We start from the raw sequence: 25,289 nt of genomic DNA on the forward strand, positions 1-25,289 counted from the left end.
AGGAAGCCCATTGAAGATTCTGAAGACATTCGGCGAGAACGCGAAGGCCACGGAGGCTGCCATTCGCCAGCTCGAAGCGCGCGGCGCGACCAACACCGCGAAGGTGGACGCGACCGTGCGCGAGATTCTCGCTGCCGTGCGTGAGCGCGGCGATGCTGCGCTGCGCGAATATGCCACACGCTTCGATAGCCTGCCCGAAGGTCAGCCTCTGCTGGTCTCCAAGCAGGAGATGCAGCGCGCGTGGGAAGCCACTTCAGAAGAGCTGCGCGCTGCGCTGCGTCTCGCGCAGGCGAATATTCGCACCTTCGCCGAACGCCAACTTCCGCACGCGTGGAGCTTTCGTCCGACGGAAGGCATGGAGGTCGGGCAGATTGTTCGCCCACTCGGTTCCGTAGGTTGCTACGTACCCGGCGGACGCTATCCTTTGCCTTCCACGCTGCTGATGACGGTTACGCCCGCGCAGGTCGCAGGCGTCGAGCGCATCGTCGTCTGTTCACCGAAGCCTGCGCAGGAGACGCTCGCCGCTGCCTACCTCTGTGGCATCACCGAGTTTTACCGTGTCGGCGGAGCACAGGCGATCGCGGCCCTCGCGTACGGCACGGACACGATCGCTCCGGTCGACAAGATCGTCGGCCCGGGCAATCTATACGTGACTGCAGCGAAGGCGATCGTTTCGGCAGAGACGGGAATCGACATGCCTGCGGGTCCGACGGAGATCGTCGTCACGAGTGAGGCCGGAGATGCCAATGGCATCGCTGCTGATCTGGTCGCGCAGGCTGAGCACGATCCGGAAGCGCTCGCCATCTTCATTACCTCCAGGCCGGAATTCGCAGAAGAGGTGGTGCTGGAGGCCAAGCGGCTTGCCGAGGACAATCCGATCGCGCATCAGTCTTTGGGCGCCAATGCCGTGGCATTCATTACGGCGAATCCAGAAGAGGCGCATGCGCTGACAAACCGCCTCGCGCCCGAGCACCTGACGATCGACACGGGCGCGGACCTGCGCTGGGTGAAGAACGCGGGCTCCGTGTTCGTGGGCCATCACACACCGCAGTCAATGGGAGACTACGTCTCCGGCCCAAATCACGTGCTGCCGACAGGACGCAACGGGCGCATTCGCGGTGGCCTGAGCGTGCTCGATTTCGTGAAGGTGATTACTGTGCAGCAGTACACGCGCGAAGCTCTGCGCGAAATAGGGCCGCACACCATTGCGCTCGCCGAAGCCGAAGGCCTGAAGGCCCACGCTGAGAGCGTGCGTGTGAGAATGCGTTGATGTCAACGAATAGTGAGTAGTGAAGAGTGAATAAGACAACGACGCTCGTCAGCGAACCCGAGAATGCAACAGCGACCGTGCCACAGCCGCGTGCCCGCGTGCTCGCGATGCCGGAGTATCATCCGCCGCTCGCCGGCCGTAGCGCACTGCGACTGGACTTCAACGAGAACACATTTGCGCCGAGCCCGCGTGTGTTCGCGAAGCTGCAGCAGCTAACTGCAGAAGGACTCACGGTCTATCCGGAGCGCGAACCTGTTGAGCGCATCGTCGCGCAGCATCTTGGCGTTGCATCGAATCAGGTCATTCTTACGAATGGTGTCGATGAAGCGATCCACCTGATGGCGTGCGCGTTTCTCGATGAGGGAGATGAGGCGCTGATCTGCACGCCGACGTTCTTCATGTACGACGTTTCGGTTGGCATGATGACCTCTGGCCTGAAGAAGGTGCAGACGGACGACTCGCTCGAATTTCCGTTCCAGCGATTCCTGGCTGCGATTACACCGCGCACAAAACTCATTATTGTTGCTTCGCCGAACAATCCGACGGGAGCGACGGTCAGCCGCGAACACCTGCTCGCGATTGCGGCTGCGGCACCGCAGGCTGTGGTGATGGTGGACGAAGCGTACTTTCACTTCTTTGGTGACACCGTGCTGCCGGACATCGCGCACTTGCCCAATCTGGTTGTGGCGCGCACGTTTTCAAAGGCCTATGGACTTGCCAGCTTGCGTGTCGGCGCGCTGTTTGCCAACGAACGCCTGATTGGTTTTCTGCGCAAGGTTAGTTCGCCATACAACGTCAACGGCGTCGCGCTGGCGGTGTTGCCGGAAGCGCTGGCTGACGCGGACTATCTCAACTGGTACATCACACAGGTGCATCAGGGACGGGAGCGCGTCTTCGCTACGCTGCGTGAACTCGGAGTGCGTACGTGGCCTTCGGCGGCGAACTTCGTGCTGATGGACATCGGCCCGCGCCATAAGGAGCTTTGCGCGCGGATGCGCGAACGGGGTGTGCTGCTGCGCGATCGCTCGGCTGACCCAGGATGCGAAGGCTATGTTCGCATCACGGTGGGCGTGGAAGAGCATGTGACGCGAGGCATCGAGGCGCTGCGCGATGTGCTGAAAGAGATGCAGTGGACGCCTGAGGAGTCGCGGCGTCCGGCGACGACATCCAGCGAGGAGCGGGAGTTCGAATGATGCCGCGACGCAGCAAAGCTCTCGTGATTGCACCGTTGATTCCGCTGCTCGGGATTGTCGGATTTCTCGGTGTCAGCGAGTTGCAACACACGCGCTATCTTGCGCCGTTTGTCGTTGTGTGGTGCATGCTGTTCGCCGCTCTTTTCATCTACATTGCAAACCGGACGCTGGCAGCGCGGCGCGTTCGCGGGAGGTAGAGATTATGTCATTGGAGCAGAGACGCAAAAACGTTGTTGTTCTCGCCGCGTCGGTTGCCTGCATGGCGGCTCCGTGCACGGTGTTCGCGCGCCGCTTTCCGCATTTCGTGTGGGTGTGGATTGGGTTGATGTTGGTCACGCTTGTTTACGCGGGCGTTGAATTCAGAAAACTGAAGAAGGAAGAGAATGAGTGACATCGTCCAGGAGATAGGCGTTTCGCCGCAGCCCGCCGGCGCGGCGCGTGTGGCGACGATCGAACGCAACACGCTGGAGACGAAGATTTCGCTTCGCTTGAACGTCGACGGCACGGGACAGTACAACGTGTCGACGGGCATCCGTTTTTTCGACCACATGCTGGAAAGCTTTGCGCGTCACGGCGGGTTTGATCTGGAGCTGAAATGTGCCGGCGATCTTGATGTGGATCAGCACCACACCGTGGAGGATGTGGGCATCGCGCTGGGCGAGGCGTTTGCGGAGGCACTCGGCGACAAGCGCGGCATTCTCCGCGCCGGATATTTTGTGATGGCGATGGATGAGACGCTTGCGGTGTGCGCGGTTGATCTGTCGGGGCGTGTGGCGTGCGTTGTCGAGACCCAAGTCAATGTGCCGGTGGTTGGCGATCTGCAGAGTGAGCTGGTCACGGACTTCTTCGATGGCTTCGCGCGCGGATCGAAGGCGAACGTGCATGTGAAGACGATGTACGGGCGCTCGAATCATCACAAGATTGAGGCGATCTTCAAAGCGTTTGCGCGGGCGATGCGTGGCGCGTGCTCGCGCGATGAGCGCATGCGTGATCTGCTGCCGAGCACGAAGGGTCTGCTATGAGCATCGAGCTCTCGAAAGCGGCGCGGGCGGATGCGATTGCGTCGATTCAGCAGTACTTTGAGCGCAATATGCCGGAGCCGATTGGAGAGCTGCCGGCGGGTCTTCTGCTGAACTTTTTCGTCGAGGAGATTGGGCCGGCGATCTACAACAAGGCGATTGCAGATGCGCAGGCAAGGCTGACGATGCGTGTAAGTGATCTGTCCGGCGAGTTGTATGAGGATGAGTTTCAGTACTGGCCGCGAGTGGAAGCGAAGCGAGCGCGCCGATGATTGCGGTGATTGATTACAAAGCGGGGAATCTTACGAGCGTCGTGAAGGCGCTGCGGTATCTGGGCGCGAGCGACATAGTTGTCACGCAGTCGCCGGAAGATGTAATGCGCGCGGAAAAGGTCGTGCTGCCTGGGGTGGGGCACTTTCAGGCGACGCAGTTGCTTCATGATCTGCACCTCACGCAGGCTACGCGCATTGCCATCATGAATGGCGTGCCGTTCCTCGGAATTTGCGTCGGCCTGCAGTGGCTGTATGAGGGGTCGACGGAGGCGGAGGCGACGGAAGGTCTTTGCCAATTCACTTCGAAGTGCGAGCGGTTTCCGGCGGAGTTTGAAGGGTCGGAATTGAAGTCGCCGCATGTGGGGTGGAATTCGCTGGAGGAGATTCGGCCGGATTCGCGGCTGCTCGCGGGGATTGCGCCGGGGAGTTTTGTTTACTACACGCACTCATGGCGCGCGCCGGTGTCGGCGGACACGGCGGCGACGACGAGCTATGGTGGGCCGTTTACGGCGGCGGTGGAACGCGGGAATGTGATGGGCGTGCAGTTTCATCCCGAGAAGTCGGCTGAGACGGGATTGCGCGTGTTGAAGAATTTTCTGGAGCTGTAGGTGCTGACGAAACGAATCATCGCTTGTTTGGATGTGCGCGCGGGACGCGTCGTGAAGGGCATTCAGTTTGTAGACATCGTTGATGCGGGCGATCCGGCGGAGCTGGCGCATCGGCATGCGGCCGCGGGCGCGGATGAGATTGTGCTGCTCGATATTACGGCGACGCATGAGGGGCGCGGCACGCTGCTCGACACAGTGAAGCGCACGGCAGCGAATCTGTTTGTGCCGTTCACGGTGGGCGGAGGGATCCGGTCGGCGGAAGAGGCTGCGGCGGTGTTTGATGCGGGCGCGGACAAGGTGAGCATCAACTCGGCGGCGATTGCAAGGCCGGAGCTGATTGGAGAGATTGGGTCGAGTTTTGGCGCGCAGGCGGTGATTGTCGCGATCGATGCACGGCGAGCGAAGGGCACGGTGGACCCGGTTGGTGAGGCCGAAGTTTATGTCTCGGGTGGGCGCAAACCGACGGGACGGCGGGTGGTAGAGTGGGCCCGCGAGGCGGAACAGCGCGGTGCGGGCGAGATTCTATTGACGTCAATGGATTGCGATGGAACCCGCGACGGCTTTGATTGCGAGCTGACGCGGCGGGTGTCGCAGGCGGTGCAGATTCCGGTGATCGCGTCTGGCGGTGCGGGGAATGCGCAGCACTTTGCGGAAGTGTTCAAGGCTGGCAAGGCAGACGCGGCGCTGGCGGCGAGTATCTTCCACTTCGGAATCACCGACTCGCGCGCGCTGAAGGCAGAGGTTGCGCGAGCAGGAGTGCCGATGCGGTTACCCTGCTAGATTTTGCACAGCTGTCGCGGCATCCAATCATGTGGAGCGGACCGTATGGCAACACGAAAGAAGCCCTGTAGCGAAGGAAATGACACGGTACAGCCCGGCCTTCCGGCAGCGTACTACCAGGTGCACGCGCTGCTGGAGACTGTGCGCACGTTGGCGTGCTGCGAGGACGATCTTTGCGCGCTACTCGCTGAGATTCGGCGTAGCGGCAAGGTCGGCGCTGGAGCGCGTCGCGAGCTGCTCAAGGTGCTGCACAGCATGCCGGTAATGAATCTTCACGCCGAGATGGACGCCTGCATGGACGCGCTGGAGGAGGTCGCAGCCTGAGAGAATAGCCTCATGCTGATTCCTTCAATTGATCTTATGGGCGGCAAGATCGTCCAGCTTGTCCAAGGCGAAAAGCTCAAGCTCAGCTTCGACGATTTTGATTACTGGATTGAGCGGTTCTCGAAGTATCCGCTGGTGCAGCTCATCGATCTTGACGCGGCCATGAGGCAGGGCGATAACCGCGACTTGATCACGATGATCTGCAAGCGCATTCCGTGCCAGGTCGGCGGGGGTATTCGCACGGCTGCGGACGGCAAGCGGTTGCTGGATGCGGGAGCGAAGCGGGTCATCTATGGGTCGTCACTGTTTGGTGAGGAACCCGCCCGCGACGCGAATGCGCTGGAGTTCGCGGATGGCGCCGAGGAGTTTGCGCTGATTACGCCGCGCAAGCACCGGCTGATCCGGCTGGAGTTTGCAGCGGACCTGAAGAAGCAACTTGGCGAGGATGCGCTGTGCTTCTCTGTCGACACAAAGGATGGCCGTGTAGCAGTGCGCGGGTGGAAAGATTCCGTGGACCTGACGCCGGAGGAGGCGATTACGTGGCTCGAGGATTATTGCGGCGCTTTCCTCTACACGCACGTGGACACGGAGGGCACGATGCAGGGATTCCCGATGCACGTTGCAGCGACGCTGCGCTCGACGACGGCGAAGCAATTGATCGTCGCGGGCGGCATCAAGGAGCGTAAAGAGATTGACGAGCTCGACGCAATGGGCGTCGATGCTGTCGCGGGAATGGCCGTGTATTCGGGCGCGATCGAGGCGTAGCTACTCGATGTTGCCGGCGTTGTCGCTGTCGTTCGGGACAGCGTAGTAGCCTTTGCGGGCCTGGACTTTGAAGCCCTTGCCGCAGTCGAGCTCGATCTTGCGGTAGGTGCCGTCCGCGTTCTTGTTTGTCGGCGTGTAGCTCAGCAGGTATTGCGTGCGGAGCTCGTCTTGGATCTGGTCGAAGGCGTCCTCGAGCTTGCGTCCGTTGTTGCCGACGTTGATAACGCGGCCGCCGGTCGCTTCAGCGAGCGCGCCCATCGCGCTGGAGCCCATATACATCTCGCCGGCCATGAGGTACTGCTGGCGGTCGGCGATGAGGATCGGGTAGACGATGACGTTGGCCTTCTGCGCGGCTTCGATGGCGTCCTTGATCTTCAGCTGCGAGCCTTCGTCCTGACCGTCGGTGAGGATGATGACGACCTTGCGGCCGGTCTGGGATTGCAGCTTGTCATGCGCGGCAAGGTACACGGCGTCATAGAGCAGGGTTCCGCGAGGATTGCTGGTTGGGAATGGGCCGCCGCCGATGCCGGGCACGCCAGCCGAGGAGCTGGCAGTGTTGATGCTGGCCTTGTTGATGGCGCGGGCGAGCTCGCGAGGCGAGTTGGTGAAGTCGGAGAGCAGGTCGACGTTGACGTCAAAGGAGATGAGGAAGGCCTCGTCCTTGGGCGTGAGGACCTCGCGGAGGAAGCGAGAGCCGGAGTCCTGTTCAAGCGGGAGGACGTTGGTCTGGCTGCCGCTGGTGTCGAGCAGGATGCCGATGGTCAGGGGAAGGTTCTTCTCCTGCGTCATGCGCTTGATGACCTGCGGGTCATGGTTCTCGGCCACCTGGCAATCGCCCTTGCGCAGGCTGGTCACGAAGCCGTTCTTGTCGCGCACGGAAAAGTAAACGTTGACCAGGTTGACGTTGACCTTCAGGGTCTCAGCGGTGTCTATGGGCTCGGAAGCGGCAGCGGGGGCGTGGCTGGGCGGCGGCGGCGCATCGGGGCTGGGGGCGTCCTGGGCACAGAGGCGCACGGCCGGCCACACGAGAAGCACGACAATCAGGACTGCAAAGCGGCGCAGGGACACGGGGGGCATACACCTTATTAGACGCCTATCTTTGGCGTTCGGCGACATGGCTCTTGCCGCCGTCGGGTAGTCTTGCTAACCGGGCGCAACAGACGGGGTTACCGGCGCGTCTGACAAACAGGAGACGGCTGCAGCCAAACGGCCCGGCTGATAGTCTCAATAGGCAGCACTCGCCCGCATTGAAAGCCGGTTTGCCGCCGGGTGACGTGTGTTGAAGGGTGTTCGGAGAAGGGAAGAGCGACAGGATGGTGTTTGGACGACAGAGTATCGGGGCGGTTGTGCTGGCGGTGGCGCTGGCTGGGGCAGCCCCCGCGGGCGGCGGGCAGCAGACGTCGCAGCAGAACACCAGCCAGACAGCTCAGCAGAATATGCCGAATGCGCCGACGCCGGGGATTCCAAATGCGCCCGCGCCGCAGACGCTGCCGCAACTGAACACGATTACGCCGCCGGCGCCGATGGCTCCGGAGCCGCCTGCCGCGCAGACCAACCCGGACGCAGCCGATAACGGTGGAATCACGCCGACGAACAAGCTGCCGTCCACTGCGGCGCCTTCGCCGGGCCAGCAGGAGCAGGCGCCAATGATTCCCGCGGCCGGCCAGGCAGCGCAGGCGGCGTACACGCTTGGTGTGGTTCACGTCGATTTCGTGCAGATTCCGTTCACAGTGAAAGATTCGAAGAACCAGTTCGTCCCGGACCTGAGCTGGCGTGACGTGCGCGTGTATGAGAACAATGTTCGTCAGCACATCCAGTACTGGAGTCCCGACCCATTCCCGCTGTCGGTGGCATTCGTCATCGACCAGAGCGTGTCGCAGGACACGATGGACAAGATCAATGCCTCGCTGAGCGCGCTGCAAGGGGCGTTTGCGCCGTATGACGAGGTGGCTGTCTATACCTACAACAACGGCGTGAAGGAGCAGACGACCTTCACGGCCGCGCAGAGCAACCGGCTGGGCGTGGCGCTGGAGCGCTCCAAGAGCGCGGGACGTCAGTCGGCCGGCTTCATTGACGGGCCGTTGTCGCAGACGACGATTAAGAACAATCAGCCCGTTGATCCGAACACGCAGCCCATCCGCAACCAGAGCAGCATCTACCAGACGCCGGAGAAGGAGTTTCATCCGCTGTTCGACGCCATGTTCACAGCGGCGCAGTCGCTCGCGAAAGTAGACATTAAGCGGCGGCGGGTGCTGTACGTGATCTCCGATGGCAAAGAGTACGGCTCGACGGTGAAGGAGAAGGAGCTGATCCGGTATCTCCAGACGAACAATATCTCGGTGTACGCCACGATCGTCGGCAACTCCGCGCTGCCCGGGATGGGCTTCCTGGATCGCATCCATCTGCCGATGACGATGCGTGATGATGCGCTTCCACGCATCGCTACAGTTACGGGTGGCCAATGCGATCCGGAGTGGCGGCCGCGCGGCATCGAGAACAGCTTTGCGGACATCACGAAGACTGTGCGCACGCTGTACACGGTGGGTTACTACACGCATGAGAACCCGCTGGATGGCCGATTCCGCCATGTCGAGGTTCGCGTGATGCGGCCGAACCTCACGGTGATTTCGCCGGATGGCTATTATCCAAGGCCGCGCAACGTGCACCAGGCGCAGCCGGTCGCGGGAACAGACCAGACCCCGCACTCTGATAACCAGCCGGTGACGCCGGCCAGCCCACCCGCCACGCAGCCGTGACCGCTGTGGTCGCGATGGCGCCGGCGCTGTCGGCCAACATCCTGCTTGCACTCGCCGCCGCCGCCTCATGGGGCGGCGGTGATTTCTCCGGCGGCATGGGCGTGAAGGCCGCGGGCGGCTCGACCGCCGGGGCGCTGCGTGTGGTGCTGATTGCGCATGCGTCGAGCCTCGCTGTACTCCTGATCGTCCTTGGCGTGCAGCGCGCGCCGTTTCCGCATGGAGCCCCGCTGGCGTGGGGCATTGCCGCGGGCGTGACTGCGGGGATCTCGCTCACGGCGTTCTACATTGCGCTGGCGCGCGGGGCGATGGGCGGATCGGCGGCGCTCAGCGGTTTGCTGGCGGCGGCGATTCCGGCGGCCGTCTCGAGTGTGCTGGAAGGTGTGCCGGCGCCGCTGCGGATTGTCGGATTTGTCCTGGCCCTGGCTGCGATCTGGCTGATTGCGGCGGGACCTTCACCGGAGTCTGACCACGCGGTGGATGGCTCGGCGCCCAGTGAGAGTTCGCGCACGACGCTGGTGCTGGCGCTGATCGGCGGAATTGGGTTCGGGATTTACTTCGTGGCGCTGCGGCTGGCGAACCCGCTCGGCGTGCTGGAGCCGATGGCGGTCGCGCGATCGGCGAGCCTCGTCACGTGTGCGCTGCTGCTGGTTCTTGTGAGTGTTCGCTCAAATCGCGCTGCGGTTCGCGAAGCACCCGCGAAGCTGAGTCGCATGGTGGTGGTGTGGGCGCTCGGCGTGGCGCTACTCGACACCGGCGGCAACCTGCTGTTCATCGCAGCAACGCGCAGCGGGAGGCTCGATATTGCAGCGGTGCTCGCGTCGTTGTATCCCGCGGGGACGATCCTGCTCGCCGCGTGGCATCTGCATGAGCGGCCGACGCGTCGACAACTTACCGGGATGGCGATTGCTGCGGCGGCTGTGGTGATGATTACGATTTAGCCGCTACTTCCGTCCTGACGGAATCTCATTCGCGCTGACCACGCCGGGGTTCACCTTCTTCTCGACCTCTTTCGCAGCTTCTGCGGCGGTCTCCTCTTCTAGCCTGATGCCGGTCGGGTCGAAGGTTGGCTCCGGATACTTCAGCTTCATGCGTTCCATCGCTTCAACGAGGACGCTCGAGATGACGACGTTGCGGTAGGCTTTGTGGTCCGAGGGGACGACGAACCATGGCGCGTGCTTCTTGCTGGTGTTGCGAAGGATGTCTTCGTACGCGCGCATGTAGTCCGGCCAGAAGGGGCGCTCTTCAAAGTCCGCGGGTGAGAACTTCCAGTGCTTCTTCTTCTCGTCGATGCGCTCCTGCAGGCGGCGGGTCTGCTCGTCGCGAGAGATGTGCAGGAAGAATTTCAGGATCACGACGTCGTTGTCCGAGAGCATGCGCTCCCAGTCGTTGATCTCGTCCAGATGGCGCGCCGCCTCCTTCGCGCTCATGTGCCCATGCACGAACGGCGACAGCACATCCTCATAGTGCGACCGGTTGAAGATGACGATCATGCCCTTCGGCGGAACCTCCGCATGACAGCGCCAAAGGAAGTCGTGCCGCTGCTCCAGCTGAGTAGGAACTTTGAAGGAGGCAACGTTGCAGCCCTGTGGGTTGACGCCGGCGAAGATGTGCCGAATCGCACCATCCTTGCCCGCCGTGTCCATGCCCTGCAGCACAATGAGCAGCCCCTTCGATTGCGAGGCGTAGAAGAGCTCCTGCAACTCGTCGAGTTTCCTGGTGTGCGCGAGGGTCGCGGTATCCATCGCAGCTTTGTCAGAGAAGCCGCCCATATCATCCGTTGGCAACTGGGAGAGCCGGACCTTAGTGTGCGGTTTCACCAGATAGGGCGATTTCAGCTTCATTGGCGGCGACCCTCCTAAATACGAAGACGACGGCTGCGTCGCAGACCGTCGTCCTTATTGATGCGAGAAATTCTCGCATCATGAAATCTGATCGTCTAGACCGAAGTGGGTGGCTTCGGCGCCTCATCTGCCTTCGGGGTCACCGTGTGTGCAGTCTCGCCCGGCTTGGTGTTCGAGTTCGGCTCGTCGGTAATGCCTTTCATGCCGTCCTTGAAGCCGCGAAGACCTTCGCCCAACCCCTTGCCGAGCTCAGGCAGCTTCTTGCCGCCGAACAGGAGGACCGCGACGACCGCGATGATGATGAGGTGTGATGGTTGGAATAGATCGCCCATGGATGCTCCCTGCTGGCGCCCTCACCTTGCGGAGGACACACGTTCTATTGTCGCACGTTCCGAAGAGTCTGAAGGCGCAAAGCATCGCCGGAGACAGGCTTCCGCTTTGCCGGTATATCCTTGAGAACGACGCACCGTTTCCGGCGCGCACTTAGGGTAACCACGCGCGCACAAGCGCCCCAAGCGAGGAAGATGCTTTTCACGAATCTGACGTCTGTTTCTTTTCCCCGGCGGATCGCCGGACGCTTTGCCAGCTTCGCTCTCATGGCGCTTCTCGCCGGCACACTTGCTTCCGCTCAGAGTTCCGACCCTGCCCAGCAGAGCAACCCGGCTCCGGGCACTGCTCCGATGCAGCAGCCCTCCAGTTCAAGCTCCAGCCAGTCGACTAGCTCCAGCGGCAGCCAGTCGGCCGGACAGGCTGCTCCCGGCACCGTTCCGATGAAGAGCAACCAGGCGGCCGCTGAACTCGCCCCGGGCAAGGGACCGAGCTATCAGAACCACTGGGATCTCTATGGCGGCCTTGCTTTCGCAAACGGACAGGCCGGCCAGAACCTGCCCAAGCGCTTCAACATGGGCGGCGGCGAAGGGCAGTTTACGTACTGGCTGACGCACAAGTTCGGCGTTGCCGCGGATTACCGCTTTGGTGCGGGCACCACGCCTGTGCTTCCAGTCGGCTCGGCCTACGGCCTTAATCGAGTGCTGGTCATGAACCACATCTTCGCCGGTGGCGTGCAATATCGTGGGCCGCGCAACCGCTATGTTGCCATCAATTATCACGGCTTCGTCGGGGGCGACTACGGCATTTTCGACCACGCAGTTCAAAATTACCCGGGCGGCAGCCCGGTGGCCGCATGCCCGATACAACAGCCCAACCAGAACTACAATCTCGGGCTTTACTGCAACCACGTAGCTCCATGGGGCGCGGTCGGCGGCAGCATCGACTTCAACCAGGGACAGAAGTTCGCCGTCCGCCTGTCCCCGGATCTGACGTTCGAGCACTTTGGCACCGAAACGCGCGAGTTCTTCGGGATCTCGCTCGGCCTGCTCTATCGCGGGGCGCGCTAGCGAGTCGCCTCCAGCCCTGAGCTACTCGTCGGAAGCTTCTCCCTCTTCAATCAACGAACTGACGCCCACAACATCGAACGTCATCGGCTGGCCGCCGGTCTGCTGAATCGTCGCGCGCATTGGCGTCCGCTGCCACTTCGACACCGCACACGCCGGATGGGGCGCGTCCGGCTGCGGCCACGCGCTTAGCTTCTGCTGCACCACTGCCTTGCGCGCGCCCAATTCGGCCACGACCGCAACCAGACCGCCCTTCGCCGTCGTTGCGATCCCGCAGTAGGCGGCGTAGTCGCGAAACCATACGACGTCGGAGACCTGCGAATCGAAGTCCGGCAGGTGCAGCGCGGTTACGTGTCCAGTCACGCGATCGACCATCAGCCACGGCCCGGGCTGCCACGTCCAGTGCACCGCTTCGCCAGGGAGGCCGTCGTTCAGGTGCAGAGCGCGTTGCACGACGAAGGTTCTGTCGGTGACTTCGTGGATCGGCCCGACTGTCCACTCGCGCTGCTTGTCGTCGACGACAAGCGGCCGCACATGCAGGCTGGTGGCATCATCGTCTTTGGTGTCGGGGGTCGCTTCCGGCGGCGTGTAGGGCACCTTGCGTGCGGCACCCAGAGCGACAGTGTGAACCTTCACCGCGTGGGCAATTGCGGGGCAAAGAACTGCAGCCAACAGCGGGGCAAACAGCGGCACAAGCGCCGGGCGAAACTTCTGCATGGCGCGAGCGTAGCAAGAAATCCTCGGGTGCGCGCTCACACGATGGCGGCATCAGCGCACCGCTGATCTCGGCTGCCGCTTCGACTGGATCGGGCCGTTCGATGTGCGACCCCTTGCAGTGTGTCGTCTAGCGACTTACCCTACTGGCAGCGGTTTCTCGCGGCGAGGTTGGTGCGAGCTGTCACCCCCGGCGCGCATCCCCCGGCCGGGCTTCCCTTCAGGGCCATTTTTCGATAGACTTACAAATGGTGTGTCTGTCTTGAGCCTGGCCTCTTGAACGTTCATGGGACGGGACCACCAAGTCAGCAAAAACCAGTCATTTGGGCGAGGGGCCGCTACGGTAACGGGCCCTTTCGAGGAGAGCGTTTGTCGAAGGAAGATGCGATTGAGGTAATGGCAACGGTCGTCGAGACCTTGCCCAACGCGCTGTTCAAGGTGGAGCTCGAGAACAAGCACCAGGTTCTCGCGCATATCTCCGGGCGCATGCGCAAGAACTTCATCCGCATTCTCCCCGGCGATCGCGTGGCCATCGAGTTGAGCCCGTATGACCTGAACCGCGGCCGTATCGTCTACCGCTATAGGTAGAGGTCGCAAGCTTCTAGCTCTTAGCTCCTAGCTGCTAGTCAGAAGCGAAAATTCAAAACTGCAACAGCTCCGCATTTAGAGCTAGAAGCTGAGGAATTATGAAGGTCCGTGCATCCGTAAAGCCGATCTGCGACAAGTGCAAGGTGATTCACCGTCGCGGTGTCGTTCGCGTGATTTGTGAGAACGCGAAGCATAAGCAGCGCCAGGGCTAGAGAACAGAAATCAGAGAACAGAGAACGTTTGTCGATCTCTGAAACCTGATCTCTAACCCGTCCACGCGGCCCCGCCGGGCGAGTTCGCCGAAGTCAAGGCGTGCGATGAACCCGGAGGAGGCGGAGATCCTGAGGATTTGCTCAGAGATTTAGGTCAGCCGCTCAACGATAACCTTTGCTCCCCGACAAGATTCCAGGAGCCACAACCGAAAGGCACACCATGGCACGTATTGCCGGCGTTGACCTGCCACCGAACAAGCAGGCACGCATCGCGCTCACGTACATCTATGGCATCGGCCAGGCCCGCGCCCTGAAGATTCTCGACAAGGCCGGCGTTGACCCGCACGCCAAGATGACCACGCTGGATGAAGACCAGCTCAACAAGATTCGTTCCGTCATCGAGCAGGAAGGCGAGATCGAGGGCGACCTCCGCAAGGAGATCGGCCTGAACATCAAGCGCCTGATCGAGATTCAGTCCTACCGTGGCCTGCGCCACCGCCGCTCGCTTCCCGTCCGCGGCCAGCGCACCCACACCAACGCTCGCACCCGCAAGGGACCCCGCAAGGGCACCATTGCCGGTAAGAAGAAAGCGACGAAGTAACCCATGGCCAAATCACAGAACAAGGGTACCGGCGCGAAGGTTGGCAAGAACAAGAAGTTCAAGAAGCGCGAGCGGAAGAACGTCCCATTCGGGCTCGTCTATGTCCAGGCGAGCTTCAACAATACGATCGTCACCATCACCGACCAGCAGGGCAACACCATCAGCTGGAAGAGCTCGGGCTCGCTCGGCTTCCGCGGCTCCCGCAAGGGAACTCCGTTTGCCGCGCAGCAGGCAGCGATCAACGCAGCCAACGCCGCTCGCGACCACGGTCTGCGTTCGGTCGATGTCCGCGTCTCCGGCCCCGGCTCCGGCCGTGAGAGCGCTATTCGCGCCCTCGCCGCCGCCGGTATCGAGGTTCGCTCGATCCGCGACGTCACGCCGATGCCGCACAACGGCTGCCGTCCGCCGAAGCGCCGCAGAGTGTAATGGCTCTTCAGATGAAGTCGGCCTGCGAGCGCTGCGATGCTTCGCTTGCGCAAGATGGTCCGGCCTTCATCTGCTCGTTTGAGTGCACCTTCTGCGCATCATGTGCAGAGGCGATGCACAGAATCTGTCCGAACTGCGGCGGGGATCTGGTATCAAGGCCTCGCCGCAAGCAGGACTAAACACGGATCGTGACGAAGGGCCAGCCAGCCTGTAAAGCGATCGACAACTGAAGTTCCAGGAGAAGAAAGAAAATGGCACGTTATACCGGACCCGTCTGCCGCATGTGCCGCCGCGACGGTCAGAAGCTGTTCCTCAAGGGCGCGAAGTGTTTTACCGACAAGTGCCCCGTTGAAAAGCGCAACTTCCCCCCGGGCCAGCACGGCCAGTCGAAGAAGCAGAAGAAGCTCATCGGCTACGGTCTGCAGCTCCGTGAGAAGCAGAAGACCAAGCGCATCTACTTCACGCTCGAGACGCAGTTCCGCGCCTACTACGAGAAGGCCTCGAACAAGACCGGCGTCACCGGCGAACTGCTCCTGCAGCAGCTCGAGACCCGTCTCGACAACGTCTGCTACCGCCTCGGCTTCGCGATTTCGCGCCGCCAGGCTCGCCAGCTCGTGCGCCACGGCCACGTGCAGGTCAACGGCCGCAAGGTCAACATCCCGAGCTTCCAGTGCAAAGTCGGCGATGAGGTTGCGATCCGCCAGGGCTCCAAGGAACTCGCAGTGCTTCAGTCGTCCAAGGACTTCGCCTCCGGCCAGAACCGCGTCAATTGGATCGACGCGCAGCCCGACAATCTCTCCGGCAAGATCGTTGCCCTGCCCAAGCGCGAGGACATCAACCTGCCGATCAACGAGCAGCTCATCGTCGAGCTCTACTCGAAGTAAGCCACGTATCTGGGTGCCCCACTCATCACGCAGCAGCATCGCACGATGAGTGGGTTCACACTCCGCAGCACCACCCGTAACACCCCTGAACCCGCGCAGAATGCTTCGCTCGGGCAGGAAGAAAGGACTCACCATGCTTTGGAGAGGTTTCCAGAAGCCCAAGCGTCTCGCCGTTGACAGCGAAACTCTGACCAACAACTACGGCAAGTTCTCCGCGCAGCCATTTGAGCGCGGATTCGGCACCACCATCGGCAACGCACTGCGGCGCACGCTGCTCTCGTCCATCGAGGGCGCAGCCGTCACCGCCGTCAAGATCGAAGGCGTGTTGCACGAGTTCCAGTCGATCACCGGCGTCGTTGAGGATGCGACCGACATCATCCTCAACCTGAAGCAGATTCCCTTCAAGCTCAACGGTGACGGCCCCAAGGCCCTCTACCTGCACGCTGACCAGGCCGGCGTCATTACCTCCGGCATGATCGAGGCTGACTCCGACGTCGAGATTCTCGACCCCGACGTCTACATCTGCACCATCTCCGAAGGTGGCCGCATCGACATGGAGATGCGCCTCAAGCGCGGTCGCGGTTACGTCTCGGCCGACAAGAACTTCGACTCGGACCTCGGCATCGGCTTCATCCCGGTGGACAGCGTTCACTCGCCCGTCCGCAAGGTGAATTACCTCGTCGAGGCTGCGCGTCTCGGCCAGATCACCGACTACGACAAGCTCACACTCGAGATCTGGACGAACGGGACTGTTCTCCCCGCGGACGCCCTTGGGCTTTCCGCAAAGCTGCTCAAAGACCACATGAACATCTTCATCAACTTCGAGGAGGAGATGGAGACGGGTGGTCTTGCCGACCACGACGGCCCGGCGATCCGCAACGAGAACCTGAACCGTTCCGTTGAAGAGCTCGAGCTCTCGGTGCGCAGCTACAACTGCCTGAAGAACGCCAACATCGCGACCATCGGCGAGCTCATCCAGAAGACCGAGGCCGAGATGCTGAAGACCAAGAACTTCGGCCGCAAGAGCCTCAACGAGATCAAGGAAATCCTTGCTCAGATGGGTCTCTCGCTCGGCATGAAGATCGACGAGAACGGCAACCCCGTCCCGGGCCCGACCTCCGTACTCCCCGCCGCAACGCTCGCCGCCAGCTATGGCGCGTTCGACGACGAGGACGAAGAGGACGAGGACTTCGAGCCCGTCAACGAGACCGAAACATTCTAGTCCGGCTCACCACCATCTGGGTGCCCCATTCATCGCGCAGCATCATCGCGCGATGAGTGGGGATCCATAAACCTTTCGCAGACCGACTGACAGCTCAATGCTGGGTCGAAGGAGATCATCATGCGCCACCGTAAAGGCGGATTCAAGCTAGGTCGCAACACCAGCCATCGCCGCGCCCTGCTTCGCAACCTCGTCACCTCCATCATCATCAACGACCGCGTGCACACCACCGTAACCAAAGCCAAGGCCGCCCGCCCGCTGGTCGAGCGCATGATCACCCTCGGCAAGAACGGCAGCGTTCACGCCCGCCGTCAGGCGCTCTCGTACCTGATGACACCAGACTCCGTCGATCGCCTCTTCGGCACCGTCGCTCCTCGCTATGCAGACCGCAACGGCGGCTACAGCCGCATCGTTCGCACCGGTCCCCGCAAGGGCGACGCCGGCGAAATGGCCTACATTGAGCTGCTCGGCGCCGAGAAGGAGCTCAACGAGAAGGCTGAGAAGCGCGCTGAGGCCCGTCAGCGCCGCCGCGAAGAGATGCAGAAGCAGCTCGACGAGCACAGCGCGGTCAACGACGGCAGCGACCCCAACGCGCAGCCCTAAGCTCCACAACTCATCCGAACACTTGAAGGCGCGCCTATGCGGCGCGCCTTCGTTTTTCTGCCTGCGCTACACTTAGCTTTGGATGCCCATCGTCGAACTCCACAACATCCGCAAGGTCTACGACACAAAGGTCGCCGTCGAAAGTCTTTCCCTCACCATCGAGCCCGGCACCATGTTCGGTTTGCTTGGCCCCAACGGATCCGGGAAGACCAGCTCCATCCGCATGATGATCGGCATGACCGTACCCGACTCGGGCACGGTCCGCCTCTTCGACCGGCCTTTCTCTCGCGCGCTGCTCAATCGCGTCGGCTACCTGCCGGAGGAGCGCGGCCTCTACAAGAAGATGAAGGTGCTCGACCAACTCAGCTTCCTCGGCCAGCTTCACGGCCTCAACGAGACCACGTCACGCAAGCGCGCCGGCGACTGGTGCGAGCGCCTGCAGATCACCGAAGCCGTCGACAAGAAGACGGAAGAGCTTTCCAAGGGAATGCAGCAGAAGATTCAGTTCATCGCTGCGCTCCTGCACGAGCCTGAGCTCGTCATCATGGACGAGCCGTTCAGCGGCCTCGACCCTGTCAACGCCGAGCTGCTCATGAGCACGCTCGTTGAGTTGCGGGCGCAAGGCAAGGCCGTCTTGTTCTCCACGCACCGCATGGACCAGGTCGAGAAGCTCTGCGACGCCATCGCGCTCATCTACCAGGGCAAGCTGGTCCTCTCCGGTTCTATGCGCGAAGTCAAATCGCGCTACCCGCGCAATCATGTGCAGGCCGTCTTCACCGGCGACGACAGCTTTCTGCGCAGTCGCTTCGTTGCCGAGGCCCGCAACTACGCCGGCGTCGCCGAGATCACTCTCCGCTCACCCGATGACGCCCAGGCGCTGCTCGCCGAAGCCGTAGCGCGCGGTACCAACATCACCCGTTTCGAGGTCATGGAGCCCACGCTCGAAGAGATCTTCATCACCACGGTGAAGGGAACACCTGAGTTCGCCGAAGCCGGAGGCAAGGTCCATGCATAACATCTGGCTCATCGCCAAGCGCGAGTACATGGAGCGCGTGCGCACCAAGGGCTTCATCCTCGCCACCGTTCTCATCCCCTGCTTCATGGCCGCGCTCGTGGGCGGCAGTGCGTTTTTCATGACGCGCACCAAGACCAACTCGCATATCGCCGTTGTTACCTCCGACAGGACGCTCGGTCAGGACATCAAGCACCAGCTTGAGACTGGCAAGAACAGCGATATGACCGTCGACCTTCTTGAACCATCCGAGGCGACCAGGTCCGGGCTCGATACGCAGTTGCACACGCATTCCTCGCAGCTGGCCGGCTACCTCTGGATTACACCGCCCGCAGATCCGGGCCAGCGTCCGCACTTCGAATACCACGCGCGCTCCGCCGGTGATATTTCGACGGAAGACGCAATCGAGAGTGGTGTTCGCGTGGTTCTCACACGTGAGGGTCTTCTGAGTCACGGTCTCACCAACACGCAGATCGACCAGATCACTGCACCCGTCGACATCGACACCAGCTCCACCGGGAACAGCGCGATAGCCTTCGGCATCGCCTATCTCTTCTTCTTCCTCATGTACATGGTCATCATGCTGTACGGCATGAACACCGCCCGCAGCATCATCGAGGAGAAGACCAGCCGCGTCTTCGAGGTTCTGCTCGCCACCATCAAGCCTGACGAACTCCTCGCCGGCAAGATCATCGGCGTGGGTGCCGTTGGCGTCACACAGGTTGCGGTCTGGATGATCGCCGCGGCGTTGCTGGCTTCCAGCAGCATGGTTGCGCACCTCACCGGCACCACCAGCGTTCACAGTGTTCTCAGCGGCGCACAGATCGGCTTCTTCGTCCTCTATTTCATCTTCGGCTTCCTGCTCTACTCCTCCATCGCCGCCGCGCTCGGCGCGATGACGAACTCCGAACAGGAGCTGCAGCAGCTGAACATGTTCCTTGTGCTTCCGCTCGCCTTTTGCATGGTGATGCTGTTCCCCACGGTTCGCGCGCCGGACTCCACCTTGTCTCAGGTCATCTCGCTCATTCCGTTCTGCTCGCCCCTGCTAATGAACTTCCGCACCGCGCTCACCAGCGTCCCCGCGTGGCAGATCATCCTCTCCGTCGTGCTGATGTCACTCACGATCGGCGTCGTCATCTGGATCTCCTCGCGCATCTACCGCGTCGGCATCCTCATGTACGGCAAGCGCCCCAACCTGCCGGAGATCCTGCGCTGGCTGCGGTACAGTTAGCCACACGCATCGCCTGAGCCGCATGGAGATCGACCTCGCTCAGCTCGACAGCAGCGCCGCCACAAGCGATCTCCTCCGCGCACCTGTCTGCATCGTCGGCGGCGGAATCGCTGGCCTCACGCTCGCGCACAAGCTCCTTGCGCTCGGCCACCAGGTCCTTCTCCTTGAATCGGGTGGTCATGACCCTGAAACCTTCAGCCCCGTTGAGCAAGCCGGTCATCCTCATCCCGGCAGTAGCGAGCCACGGCCACGCGCTCTCGGCGGCACATCACTCACCTGGGGTGGCCAGCTACTCCCGTTCCCGAACGGCAACACCTCCTGGCCCATCTCTTCCGCCGATCTCGCACAATTCACCAGAGAAGCCGAACATCTGCTCGCCGTAGATTCGCTTCCCTACGATGCCGCGGCATTCTTCGACCAAACTCGCCAGCCCGCGCCGTCGCTGCTCAATCAACTTCCCCAGATCGAAGCCTCGCTCTCGAAGTTTGCTCCGTTCTCGCATCGCAATCTCGCGCATACCCTCGGACGCAAGCTCCGCGCACACAGCAAAGCCCGTATCGTACTGCACGCCACCGTCACCGAACTCCTGCTCGCCCCGACCCGCGACCGCATCGAAGCCGTCCTCGTCCGCACACCGTCAGGGCACATTCATCGGGTCGAAGCCTCGCAGTTCATTCTGGCTACAGGCACCATCGAGACCGTCCGCTTGCTCCTCGCTTCCTGCTCCGTCGCTCCCGCAGGCGTGGGCAATCAGCATGATCAGGTCGGCCGCAACTTCCACGACCACCTCACGGTCACGGCCGCCGCTCTTCGCGAGCCCGCACGCACAAAACTCCTCGTCGCGCTTCGCCCATGGATTCACGACGGCACATTGCACAGCCTCAAGCTTTCCGCATCACCCGAACTTCAGCGCCAGCTCGACCTTACGCCCATCCTCGCGCACCTCACCATCGACGAGCCCGACAACTCCGGCATCGGCGCACTCCGCACTCTCCTTCGAGCTCGTCAGCAAAGCAACTTCGCGTCAACTCTTCGCACAACACTGCCGCAACTCCCGCGCGCACTCGTCGACGCCGCTCGTCTCACCCTCTCCGCACGCACCCAGCATCGCCGCTACGTCTCACCGCAAGCCTCCGTCGAGCTTCGCCTCAATGCCGCGCAGCGCACGCACTCCGCCTCGCGCATCACAATCTCGCCCGACCTCAAACCCATCCTCGACTGGCGCATCGCTCCCGCCGAGCTCGCCGCGCTCCGCGCCTTCACGCAACATCTGCGCACGCATCTCAACCTCAACGGCATGGACTGGAGTCCGGCCCTTGTCACACCCGAGTGCAACGCACCGTTGTCTAATCTCGACGACGCGCGCCACGCGATGGGCGGCGCCTTGATGGGCGTTGATCCCCATACCAGCGTCGTTGATCCCAACCTCCGCGTGCACGGCCTGCGCAACCTCTTCATCGCTTCTGCCGCTGTCCTTCCCGACGGCTCACCGCAGCTTCCTACGCTGCCGCTGATGGCGCTCACCTTACGTCTCGGGCAGCATCTTCACAGCCAGCCCCGCTCCTCATAAACCTCCAGGCCGGCTTTCGTCAGTTTCATCAATTCGCCTAGCAGCTCCGGAGCTGGCACACTCTTGAAGTTGAAGCAGGTCTTCCCCTGCATCCTTTTTCGCAGTGCCGCGGAAACGCTCGCCGTAAGTCCCGCGTTCATATACAACGGCATCAGATGAAAGCTCGCGTAAGCCTTCCCCAGCCGCACCTGCGCAAAATACATCGGGTGGCCCTTGTGCTGAGGAAACGGCGACGGCTTCTTCGTTACCAGCGTGTATTCCGTAACCGTGTCTCTGGAGACTTGTGTACGTCCCTCGACTTTGCGGAGCACGTTACGAAGTGCAGCGAAGGTACCCGTATAGCCGGTGCTCATGCCTGCGAATTCTACTCGCTTACCGCAACTCTAACCTCTAATCGATTCGCTAAACTACACTCATCCTCGTGCACGCATTCACGCGCAAGCAGCGACTCCTGCTCGCCATCCTCCCTCCAATCGCTGCGCTGCTCATCCGTGCGCTCGGCGCCACCCTTCGCTATCGCGATATCACTGCGCCCGGTGTTCCTGTCGGCATCGAGATCCCCGGCCCGAGCATCTTCGCCTTCTGGCACCGCACGCTGCTCGTCTGCGCACACCGCTTCCGCAATAAGCAGATCGCAATCCTCATCTCTCCCTCATTCGACGGAGAGCTCATCGCGCGCACGGTCGCTCTGCTCGGCTTTCACCCGGTCCGCGGCTCATCCTCACGCGGCGGCGCCTCCGGTCTTCGCGCGATGGCGCAGGCCTACGCCGAAGGCCATCGCTGTGCCTTCACCGCCGATGGCCCGCGCGGTCCCAACATGATCGCTAAGCCCGGCCCGGTGCAGCTCGCCCAACTTGCCGAAGCCAAATGGATCGGCGCTTACTATGCGCTTCCGAGCCGCCGCTGGGAGCTCAACTCCTGGGACCGCTTCATCATTCCGAAACCATTCTCCACCGTCACCTTCACCTGGCCCGCGCACGTGTCGCCCGAGCTCGCAGCCATGCAGCAGGCGCTCGACGAAGCCGTACGCATGTGTGATTAACCCGCGCTACTTCAGATAGAACTGCGAGTCGAGCGTCGATCCGCGAGCAGGCGAAAGCGTCGAACTCGGCGCCACGTTTCCGTTCGCTGTTGCGCTGTACACCAGGTAGGCCTGATGCCCGTCTGCAACCTCCGCGACAAAGATGTTCCCCGCCGAATCTACGTGAATGTTATTGAGATAGATAAACATGCCCGTGCTGGAACCAGTAATCGTCCGGGTCGGAGTCGCACCCGATGCCGATCCTTTCGGAAACACGTAAACGGCGGCCAGCGATTTTCCATCAGTGCTTTCCGACTGCGTGATGTAGATATTGTCCTGTGCGTCCAACGTCACGCCGGCAGGCGAGTATGTCGAAGACGTGATCACCGTGGGCGCCACATTCCCATTCGCGCCTGCCGGAAACATGACCACCGCCGCCTTGGGACCGCCGCCGCCTTCTGCGACGTACAGATTGTCCTTGCTGTCCATCGACATCTGCGCGATTCCGGTCCCACCCGATCCCGCCAACAGCGTGGTCGCCGAACCGGAAATCGTCCGCAGCGGCGCCGCCGATCCAGTTGCGCCTGGCGAGAACACAAAAATGGAGGCAACACTGCTCGTCACTCCGCTCGTGGTTGCGACCGACGATCCCGCAACATACAGGTTGCCCAGCGAATCCGTCGTCATCGACACGACTTGATTGCTGTCTGGATTGCCCGGGTTTGGCAGCGTAATCGTCCTTGATACCGTCGTGGCTCCGCTCGCGAACGCCAGCACCTGGCCGCCGGTGTTTGTGTCCACGCCCACGTACAGATTGCCGGCAGCATCGCCCGCGATCGCTGTTGGCAGATCTGCACTACTGATCGGAATCGTTGCCGACGTGCTCACAGCGCCGCTCTGATTCGCTGTATACATATCCACCGTGTAGTTCGCCGAATCCGCCGAGTAAAGCGTCTTCGCCGTCACGTTCGGATTCGTCGTTATCGTGGGTGTCTGCTGGACAGGTGTAGTCCCGGACCCGCCACCGCTCCCGCCGCATCCAGATAACACGCACGAGACCACTACCAGAACGATGAATATTGGAAATGTCGTAATGGGACTTGAACCGGCGAAACGATCCATCGAAACACTCCTGACCGTGCAAGATGTGGCCGAGACTTTAACACCGGTGCCGTTGCCGGTAAAGCGAAATTCGCCTCGCCGAACGATAGAGTAAGTGTCGTGCTTGTCTCTGACTTCCACTACGATCTGCCCGAAGAACTTATCGCGCAGCATCCACCCCGCACACGCGGTGCAAGCCGCATGCTCACGCTTTCCCGCACCACCGGCGACTTCGCCGATCATTCCTTCACTGAGCTCCCGGAGCTCCTCGCGCCCGGTGATCTCCTGGTGCTGAACGACTCGCGCGTTCTCCCCGCGCGCCTCTATGCCACGCGCGCCGGCCTGCACACACAGCACAACTCACCGGAACCAACCGGCCTCATCGAAATCCTCCTGACCGAACATCTGCTCTCGCCCGAAGGTCACAACGACTGGCGCGCCCTCGTCCGTCCCGCCAAAAAAGTTCAACCCGGCGAAACCCTGCATTTCGCGCCTGGATCCGGTGGCGCTCCGCTGCTGCATGCGACCGTTCTCTCTGCCGGCGAATTCGGTGAGCGCACGCTCCGCTTCGCTCCCACGCCCGACTTCATCGCAACCGTCGAGCGCATCGGCCACATGCCGCTGCCGCCCTACATCCATCGCGATAAACACCAGCCCGACTCCCCCGAAGACCGCGAACGCTATCAGACCGTCTACTCGCAGCAGTCAGGCTCCGCCGCCGCGCCCACCGCCGGCCTGCACTTCACGCCCGAAATCCTGTCCGCGCTCACCGCACGCGGCGTCGAGCTCGCATACATCACGCTGCACGTCGGCCTCGGCACCTTCCAGCCGGTGCGCGTCGCCGATACCCGCGACATTCGCCTTCACGCTGAACCCTACACACTCTCTGCCGCAACCGCACAGGCACTCAACGAAGCGCATCGAGCGAATCGCCGCATCATCTCTGTCGGCACCACCACCACGCGCACGCTCGAGCATCTCGCCCGCACCTTCGAGTCCACGCACGGCGCTCTTTCGACCAGCAATCCACTCGCACTCACGCCGCACTCCGGCAGCACCAGCCTCTTTCTCTCGCCCGCACCGGATGGCGATGCCGATTTCAAGCTCGTCCGCGGTCTCCTCACCAACTTCCACTTGCCCGAATCCACGCTGCTCATGCTCGTCTCGGCCTTCGCAGGATCCCTCAGCAGAGCTCCTGACAGCGGACGCCAATCCGTGCTGCGCGCCTACGCGCACGCCATCTCCGCACGCTATCGCTTCTTCAGCTACGGCGATTGCATGCTGATTACGTAGTGTCTCTGCACGCAATCTTTGAACTGTTCAATCAGCGCGTTCGCCCCTGGCTCTAATGCGCTTCCCTCGTGCTGTGCATGAAAACAACCTTCCACGTTCCACCATCGCGGTGCAGCACCGCGGACTCCAGCCACTTCATCGGCATCGCCGGCGCGTCCGCATCCTTCTGCACGGATCCGTCGTTCACATACGCGATCCACGCATCGTCGCAGTGCACATGCACGTCCGGCTCCGTGACGTTCCAGACGTACTTCGCGCCTTTCGCGTGGGCCGCCGCGATTAGTTTCATAATGGCGTCTCCCTCAAAGCGCTGTCCGTTGTCGTACATGTAGAACCCCGGCTCAACCAGTGAATCGAACTTCTTCACGTCATCGGTCGTAGCCGCGCTGAACATCGACTGGATCGTCTGCACCACGGTTACTTCGTCGCCCGGTTGCGACTTACAGCTCTGCGCCTGGGCCGCACACGTCAACATCGCAGCCGCCGCACACAAAACCGCAAGCCATCCACCTCGCACCATCGCTCACCCCATCCAAATTCCGCCCCAGTATCACACACACTGTACCTGCGGTTTCGTCAACAACGCATT

General features: G+C 61.8%; 32 protein-coding genes. 25 read left to right on the forward strand and 7 right to left on the reverse strand.

What is annotated here, in order from left to right; translation table 11 throughout:
- Nucleotides 1-10 precede the first annotated feature (10 nt).
- The 10 genes from hisD to VGU25_15795 are packed head-to-tail and all read left to right on the forward strand — an operon-like array spanning nucleotide 11 to nucleotide 6,231.
- Nucleotides 11-1,270, forward strand: coding sequence for a histidinol dehydrogenase (hisD, locus tag VGU25_15750; protein ID HEV2578659.1), 1,260 nt, complete (start codon nucleotides 11-13; stop codon nucleotides 1,268-1,270).
- Between the two features lie 26 nt (nucleotides 1,271-1,296).
- The gene (hisC, locus tag VGU25_15755; GenBank protein HEV2578660.1) at nucleotides 1,297-2,463 is read left to right on the forward strand and encodes a histidinol-phosphate transaminase; all 1,167 of its coding nucleotides are present in this window, start codon (nucleotides 1,297-1,299) and stop codon (nucleotides 2,461-2,463) included.
- Entirely contained in the window at nucleotides 2,460-2,660 is a 201-nt protein-coding gene (locus tag VGU25_15760) for a hypothetical protein (GenBank protein ID HEV2578661.1), read from the forward strand. The genes hisC and VGU25_15760 overlap by 4 nt, the downstream gene beginning before the upstream one ends.
- Nucleotides 2,661-2,665: 5 nt before the next feature.
- Nucleotides 2,666-2,854 (forward strand): hypothetical protein, encoded by a 189-nt coding sequence (locus tag VGU25_15765; protein ID HEV2578662.1) that lies wholly within the window; start codon nucleotides 2,666-2,668, stop codon nucleotides 2,852-2,854.
- On the forward strand, nucleotides 2,847-3,485 hold the full coding sequence (hisB, locus tag VGU25_15770) for an imidazoleglycerol-phosphate dehydratase HisB (protein ID HEV2578663.1): 639 nt from the start codon (nucleotides 2,847-2,849) through the stop codon (nucleotides 3,483-3,485). Before VGU25_15765 ends, hisB begins: the two co-directional genes overlap by 8 nt.
- Complete coding sequence (locus tag VGU25_15775) at nucleotides 3,482-3,754, forward strand: DUF2164 domain-containing protein (protein ID HEV2578664.1); 273 nt, start codon at nucleotides 3,482-3,484, stop codon at nucleotides 3,752-3,754. The genes hisB and VGU25_15775 overlap by 4 nt, the downstream gene beginning before the upstream one ends.
- A complete protein-coding gene (hisH, locus tag VGU25_15780; GenBank protein HEV2578665.1) occupies nucleotides 3,751-4,362 on the forward strand; it encodes an imidazole glycerol phosphate synthase subunit HisH in 612 nt (203 codons plus the stop codon). The genes VGU25_15775 and hisH overlap by 4 nt, the downstream gene beginning before the upstream one ends.
- On the forward strand, nucleotides 4,363-5,142 hold the full coding sequence (gene hisF / locus VGU25_15785) for an imidazole glycerol phosphate synthase subunit HisF (protein HEV2578666.1): 780 nt from the start codon (nucleotides 4,363-4,365) through the stop codon (nucleotides 5,140-5,142).
- A 45-nt stretch (nucleotides 5,143-5,187) separates the two neighbouring features.
- The gene (locus VGU25_15790; GenBank protein ID HEV2578667.1) at nucleotides 5,188-5,466 is read left to right on the forward strand and encodes a hypothetical protein; all 279 of its coding nucleotides are present in this window, start codon (nucleotides 5,188-5,190) and stop codon (nucleotides 5,464-5,466) included.
- A gap of 12 nt (nucleotides 5,467-5,478) precedes the next feature.
- Entirely contained in the window at nucleotides 5,479-6,231 is a 753-nt protein-coding gene (locus VGU25_15795; protein ID HEV2578668.1) for a HisA/HisF-related TIM barrel protein, read from the forward strand.
- On the opposite strand, the gene VGU25_15800 is transcribed toward VGU25_15795, so the two are convergent.
- Entirely contained in the window at nucleotides 6,232-7,308 is a 1,077-nt protein-coding gene (locus tag VGU25_15800; protein ID HEV2578669.1) for a VWA domain-containing protein, read from the reverse strand.
- Between the two features lie 236 nt (nucleotides 7,309-7,544).
- Between VGU25_15800 and VGU25_15805 the strand changes: the two genes are divergently transcribed.
- Together VGU25_15805 and VGU25_15810 are read left to right on the forward strand one after the other, a co-directional pair.
- A complete protein-coding gene (locus VGU25_15805; GenBank protein ID HEV2578670.1) occupies nucleotides 7,545-8,987 on the forward strand; it encodes a VWA domain-containing protein in 1,443 nt (480 codons plus the stop codon).
- Nucleotides 8,984-9,925, forward strand: coding sequence for an EamA family transporter (locus VGU25_15810; GenBank protein ID HEV2578671.1), 942 nt, complete (start codon nucleotides 8,984-8,986; stop codon nucleotides 9,923-9,925). The genes VGU25_15805 and VGU25_15810 overlap by 4 nt, the downstream gene beginning before the upstream one ends.
- A 3-nt stretch (nucleotides 9,926-9,928) precedes the next feature.
- Here VGU25_15810 and VGU25_15815 read toward each other — a convergent pair whose 3' ends face one another.
- Together VGU25_15815 and VGU25_15820 are read right to left on the reverse strand one after the other, a co-directional pair.
- Nucleotides 9,929-10,828, reverse strand: a complete 900-nt coding sequence (locus VGU25_15815) for a polyphosphate kinase 2 family protein (GenBank protein HEV2578672.1) — start codon at nucleotides 10,826-10,828, stop codon at nucleotides 9,929-9,931.
- 95 nt (nucleotides 10,829-10,923) lie between these two features.
- Nucleotides 10,924-11,160: a twin-arginine translocase TatA/TatE family subunit gene (locus VGU25_15820; GenBank protein HEV2578673.1), complete on the reverse strand. Its 237-nt coding sequence runs from the start codon at nucleotides 11,158-11,160 to the stop codon at nucleotides 10,924-10,926.
- Nucleotides 11,161-11,352: 192 nt separating this feature from the next.
- On the opposite strand from VGU25_15820, the gene VGU25_15825 reads away from it, so the two are divergent.
- Nucleotides 11,353-12,225, forward strand: a complete 873-nt coding sequence (locus tag VGU25_15825) for a hypothetical protein (protein HEV2578674.1) — start codon at nucleotides 11,353-11,355, stop codon at nucleotides 12,223-12,225.
- Nucleotides 12,226-12,246: 21 nt separating this feature from the next.
- Here the strand turns inward: VGU25_15825 and VGU25_15830 are convergent, their stop codons facing one another.
- Nucleotides 12,247-12,939 carry a hypothetical protein gene (locus VGU25_15830; GenBank protein HEV2578675.1) on the reverse strand — a complete coding sequence of 231 codons (693 nt, stop codon included), beginning with the start codon at nucleotides 12,937-12,939 and terminating at the stop codon, nucleotides 12,247-12,249.
- Nucleotides 12,940-13,305: 366 nt separating this feature from the next.
- Here VGU25_15830 and infA point away from each other — a divergent pair, with 366 nt between their 5' ends.
- From infA to VGU25_15880, 10 genes are all read left to right on the forward strand, one after another.
- Nucleotides 13,306-13,524 (forward strand): translation initiation factor IF-1, encoded by a 219-nt coding sequence (gene infA, locus VGU25_15835; GenBank protein ID HEV2578676.1) that lies wholly within the window; start codon nucleotides 13,306-13,308, stop codon nucleotides 13,522-13,524.
- A 98-nt stretch (nucleotides 13,525-13,622) separates the two neighbouring features.
- Nucleotides 13,623-13,736 carry a 50S ribosomal protein L36 gene (rpmJ, locus tag VGU25_15840; protein HEV2578677.1) on the forward strand — a complete coding sequence of 38 codons (114 nt, stop codon included), beginning with the start codon at nucleotides 13,623-13,625 and terminating at the stop codon, nucleotides 13,734-13,736.
- Nucleotides 13,737-13,956: 220 nt separating this feature from the next.
- A complete protein-coding gene (gene rpsM / locus VGU25_15845) occupies nucleotides 13,957-14,337 on the forward strand; it encodes a 30S ribosomal protein S13 (GenBank protein ID HEV2578678.1) in 381 nt (126 codons plus the stop codon).
- A gap of 3 nt (nucleotides 14,338-14,340) precedes the next feature.
- Nucleotides 14,341-14,763 carry a 30S ribosomal protein S11 gene (gene rpsK / locus VGU25_15850; GenBank protein HEV2578679.1) on the forward strand — a complete coding sequence of 141 codons (423 nt, stop codon included), beginning with the start codon at nucleotides 14,341-14,343 and terminating at the stop codon, nucleotides 14,761-14,763.
- Between the two features lie 251 nt (nucleotides 14,764-15,014).
- Nucleotides 15,015-15,647, forward strand: a complete 633-nt coding sequence (gene rpsD, locus VGU25_15855; protein HEV2578680.1) for a 30S ribosomal protein S4 — start codon at nucleotides 15,015-15,017, stop codon at nucleotides 15,645-15,647.
- 133 nt (nucleotides 15,648-15,780) lie between these two features.
- A complete protein-coding gene (locus VGU25_15860) occupies nucleotides 15,781-16,869 on the forward strand; it encodes a DNA-directed RNA polymerase subunit alpha (GenBank protein HEV2578681.1) in 1,089 nt (362 codons plus the stop codon).
- Nucleotides 16,870-16,989: 120 nt separating this feature from the next.
- Nucleotides 16,990-17,472, forward strand: coding sequence for a 50S ribosomal protein L17 (rplQ, locus tag VGU25_15865; GenBank protein ID HEV2578682.1), 483 nt, complete (start codon nucleotides 16,990-16,992; stop codon nucleotides 17,470-17,472).
- An 82-nt stretch (nucleotides 17,473-17,554) separates the two neighbouring features.
- Nucleotides 17,555-18,487: an ATP-binding cassette domain-containing protein gene (locus VGU25_15870; protein ID HEV2578683.1), complete on the forward strand. Its 933-nt coding sequence runs from the start codon at nucleotides 17,555-17,557 to the stop codon at nucleotides 18,485-18,487.
- Nucleotides 18,480-19,715, forward strand: a complete 1,236-nt coding sequence (locus VGU25_15875; GenBank protein ID HEV2578684.1) for an ABC transporter permease — start codon at nucleotides 18,480-18,482, stop codon at nucleotides 19,713-19,715. The genes VGU25_15870 and VGU25_15875 overlap by 8 nt, the downstream gene beginning before the upstream one ends.
- Before the next feature lie 22 nt (nucleotides 19,716-19,737).
- Nucleotides 19,738-21,285 carry a GMC family oxidoreductase gene (locus VGU25_15880; protein HEV2578685.1) on the forward strand — a complete coding sequence of 516 codons (1,548 nt, stop codon included), beginning with the start codon at nucleotides 19,738-19,740 and terminating at the stop codon, nucleotides 21,283-21,285.
- Here the strand turns inward: VGU25_15880 and VGU25_15885 are convergent.
- Nucleotides 21,261-21,638 (reverse strand): hypothetical protein, encoded by a 378-nt coding sequence (locus VGU25_15885; GenBank protein ID HEV2578686.1) that lies wholly within the window; start codon nucleotides 21,636-21,638, stop codon nucleotides 21,261-21,263. The two genes, VGU25_15880 and VGU25_15885, sit on opposite strands and share 25 nt — an antisense overlap.
- Nucleotides 21,639-21,706: 68 nt before the next feature.
- Here VGU25_15885 and VGU25_15890 point away from each other — a divergent pair, with 68 nt between their 5' ends.
- Nucleotides 21,707-22,327 (forward strand): DUF374 domain-containing protein, encoded by a 621-nt coding sequence (locus tag VGU25_15890; protein ID HEV2578687.1) that lies wholly within the window; start codon nucleotides 21,707-21,709, stop codon nucleotides 22,325-22,327.
- A 6-nt stretch (nucleotides 22,328-22,333) separates the two neighbouring features.
- Here the strand turns inward: VGU25_15890 and VGU25_15895 are convergent, their stop codons facing one another.
- On the reverse strand, nucleotides 22,334-23,428 hold the full coding sequence (locus VGU25_15895; GenBank protein ID HEV2578688.1) for a hypothetical protein: 1,095 nt from the start codon (nucleotides 23,426-23,428) through the stop codon (nucleotides 22,334-22,336).
- Between the two features lie 99 nt (nucleotides 23,429-23,527).
- Here VGU25_15895 and queA point away from each other — a divergent pair, with 99 nt between their 5' ends.
- On the forward strand, nucleotides 23,528-24,700 hold the full coding sequence (gene queA, locus VGU25_15900; GenBank protein HEV2578689.1) for a tRNA preQ1(34) S-adenosylmethionine ribosyltransferase-isomerase QueA: 1,173 nt from the start codon (nucleotides 23,528-23,530) through the stop codon (nucleotides 24,698-24,700).
- A 52-nt stretch (nucleotides 24,701-24,752) separates the two neighbouring features.
- Here the strand turns inward: queA and VGU25_15905 are convergent, their stop codons facing one another.
- A complete protein-coding gene (locus tag VGU25_15905) occupies nucleotides 24,753-25,220 on the reverse strand; it encodes a nuclear transport factor 2 family protein (GenBank protein ID HEV2578690.1) in 468 nt (155 codons plus the stop codon).
- Nucleotides 25,221-25,289: the final 69 nt, after the last annotated feature.

It is taken from the genome of Acidobacteriaceae bacterium (genome assembly GCA_035944135.1).
Lineage (GTDB): Bacteria > Acidobacteriota > Terriglobia > Terriglobales > Acidobacteriaceae > Granulicella.

Excerpts from the sequence above, each read along its gene's own strand:
- VGU25_15820 (HEV2578673.1), bottom strand. The coding sequence starts at position 11,160 with ATGGGCGATCTATTCCAACCATCACACCTCATCATCATCGCGGTCGTC.
- VGU25_15860 (HEV2578681.1), top strand. The coding sequence starts at position 15,781 with ATGCTTTGGAGAGGTTTCCAGAAGCCCAAGCGTCTCGCCGTTGACAGC.
- VGU25_15895 (HEV2578688.1), bottom strand. The coding sequence starts at position 23,428 with ATGGATCGTTTCGCCGGTTCAAGTCCCATTACGACATTTCCAATATTC.
- rpsK (HEV2578679.1), top strand. The coding sequence starts at position 14,341 with ATGGCCAAATCACAGAACAAGGGTACCGGCGCGAAGGTTGGCAAGAAC.
- VGU25_15830 (HEV2578675.1), bottom strand. The coding sequence starts at position 12,939 with ATGCAGAAGTTTCGCCCGGCGCTTGTGCCGCTGTTTGCCCCGCTGTTG.
- VGU25_15815 (HEV2578672.1), bottom strand. The coding sequence starts at position 10,828 with ATGAAGCTGAAATCGCCCTATCTGGTGAAACCGCACACTAAGGTCCGG.
- rplQ (HEV2578682.1), top strand. The coding sequence starts at position 16,990 with ATGCGCCACCGTAAAGGCGGATTCAAGCTAGGTCGCAACACCAGCCAT.
- rpsM (HEV2578678.1), top strand. The coding sequence starts at position 13,957 with ATGGCACGTATTGCCGGCGTTGACCTGCCACCGAACAAGCAGGCACGC.
- VGU25_15880 (HEV2578685.1), top strand. The coding sequence starts at position 19,738 with ATGGAGATCGACCTCGCTCAGCTCGACAGCAGCGCCGCCACAAGCGAT.
- VGU25_15885 (HEV2578686.1), bottom strand. The coding sequence starts at position 21,638 with ATGAGCACCGGCTATACGGGTACCTTCGCTGCACTTCGTAACGTGCTC.
- VGU25_15760 (HEV2578661.1), top strand. The coding sequence starts at position 2,460 with ATGATGCCGCGACGCAGCAAAGCTCTCGTGATTGCACCGTTGATTCCG.
- VGU25_15805 (HEV2578670.1), top strand. The coding sequence starts at position 7,545 with ATGGTGTTTGGACGACAGAGTATCGGGGCGGTTGTGCTGGCGGTGGCG.
- VGU25_15775 (HEV2578664.1), top strand. The coding sequence starts at position 3,482 with ATGAGCATCGAGCTCTCGAAAGCGGCGCGGGCGGATGCGATTGCGTCG.
- rpsD (HEV2578680.1), top strand. The coding sequence starts at position 15,015 with ATGGCACGTTATACCGGACCCGTCTGCCGCATGTGCCGCCGCGACGGT.
- VGU25_15795 (HEV2578668.1), top strand. The coding sequence starts at position 5,479 with ATGCTGATTCCTTCAATTGATCTTATGGGCGGCAAGATCGTCCAGCTT.
- VGU25_15790 (HEV2578667.1), top strand. The coding sequence starts at position 5,188 with ATGGCAACACGAAAGAAGCCCTGTAGCGAAGGAAATGACACGGTACAG.
- VGU25_15825 (HEV2578674.1), top strand. The coding sequence starts at position 11,353 with ATGCTTTTCACGAATCTGACGTCTGTTTCTTTTCCCCGGCGGATCGCC.
- hisB (HEV2578663.1), top strand. The coding sequence starts at position 2,847 with ATGAGTGACATCGTCCAGGAGATAGGCGTTTCGCCGCAGCCCGCCGGC.
- VGU25_15765 (HEV2578662.1), top strand. The coding sequence starts at position 2,666 with ATGTCATTGGAGCAGAGACGCAAAAACGTTGTTGTTCTCGCCGCGTCG.
- hisH (HEV2578665.1), top strand. The coding sequence starts at position 3,751 with ATGATTGCGGTGATTGATTACAAAGCGGGGAATCTTACGAGCGTCGTG.
- VGU25_15870 (HEV2578683.1), top strand. The coding sequence starts at position 17,555 with ATGCCCATCGTCGAACTCCACAACATCCGCAAGGTCTACGACACAAAG.
- VGU25_15800 (HEV2578669.1), bottom strand. The coding sequence starts at position 7,308 with ATGCCCCCCGTGTCCCTGCGCCGCTTTGCAGTCCTGATTGTCGTGCTT.
- rpmJ (HEV2578677.1), top strand. The coding sequence starts at position 13,623 with ATGAAGGTCCGTGCATCCGTAAAGCCGATCTGCGACAAGTGCAAGGTG.
- VGU25_15905 (HEV2578690.1), bottom strand. The coding sequence starts at position 25,220 with ATGGTGCGAGGTGGATGGCTTGCGGTTTTGTGTGCGGCGGCTGCGATG.
- VGU25_15875 (HEV2578684.1), top strand. The coding sequence starts at position 18,480 with ATGCATAACATCTGGCTCATCGCCAAGCGCGAGTACATGGAGCGCGTG.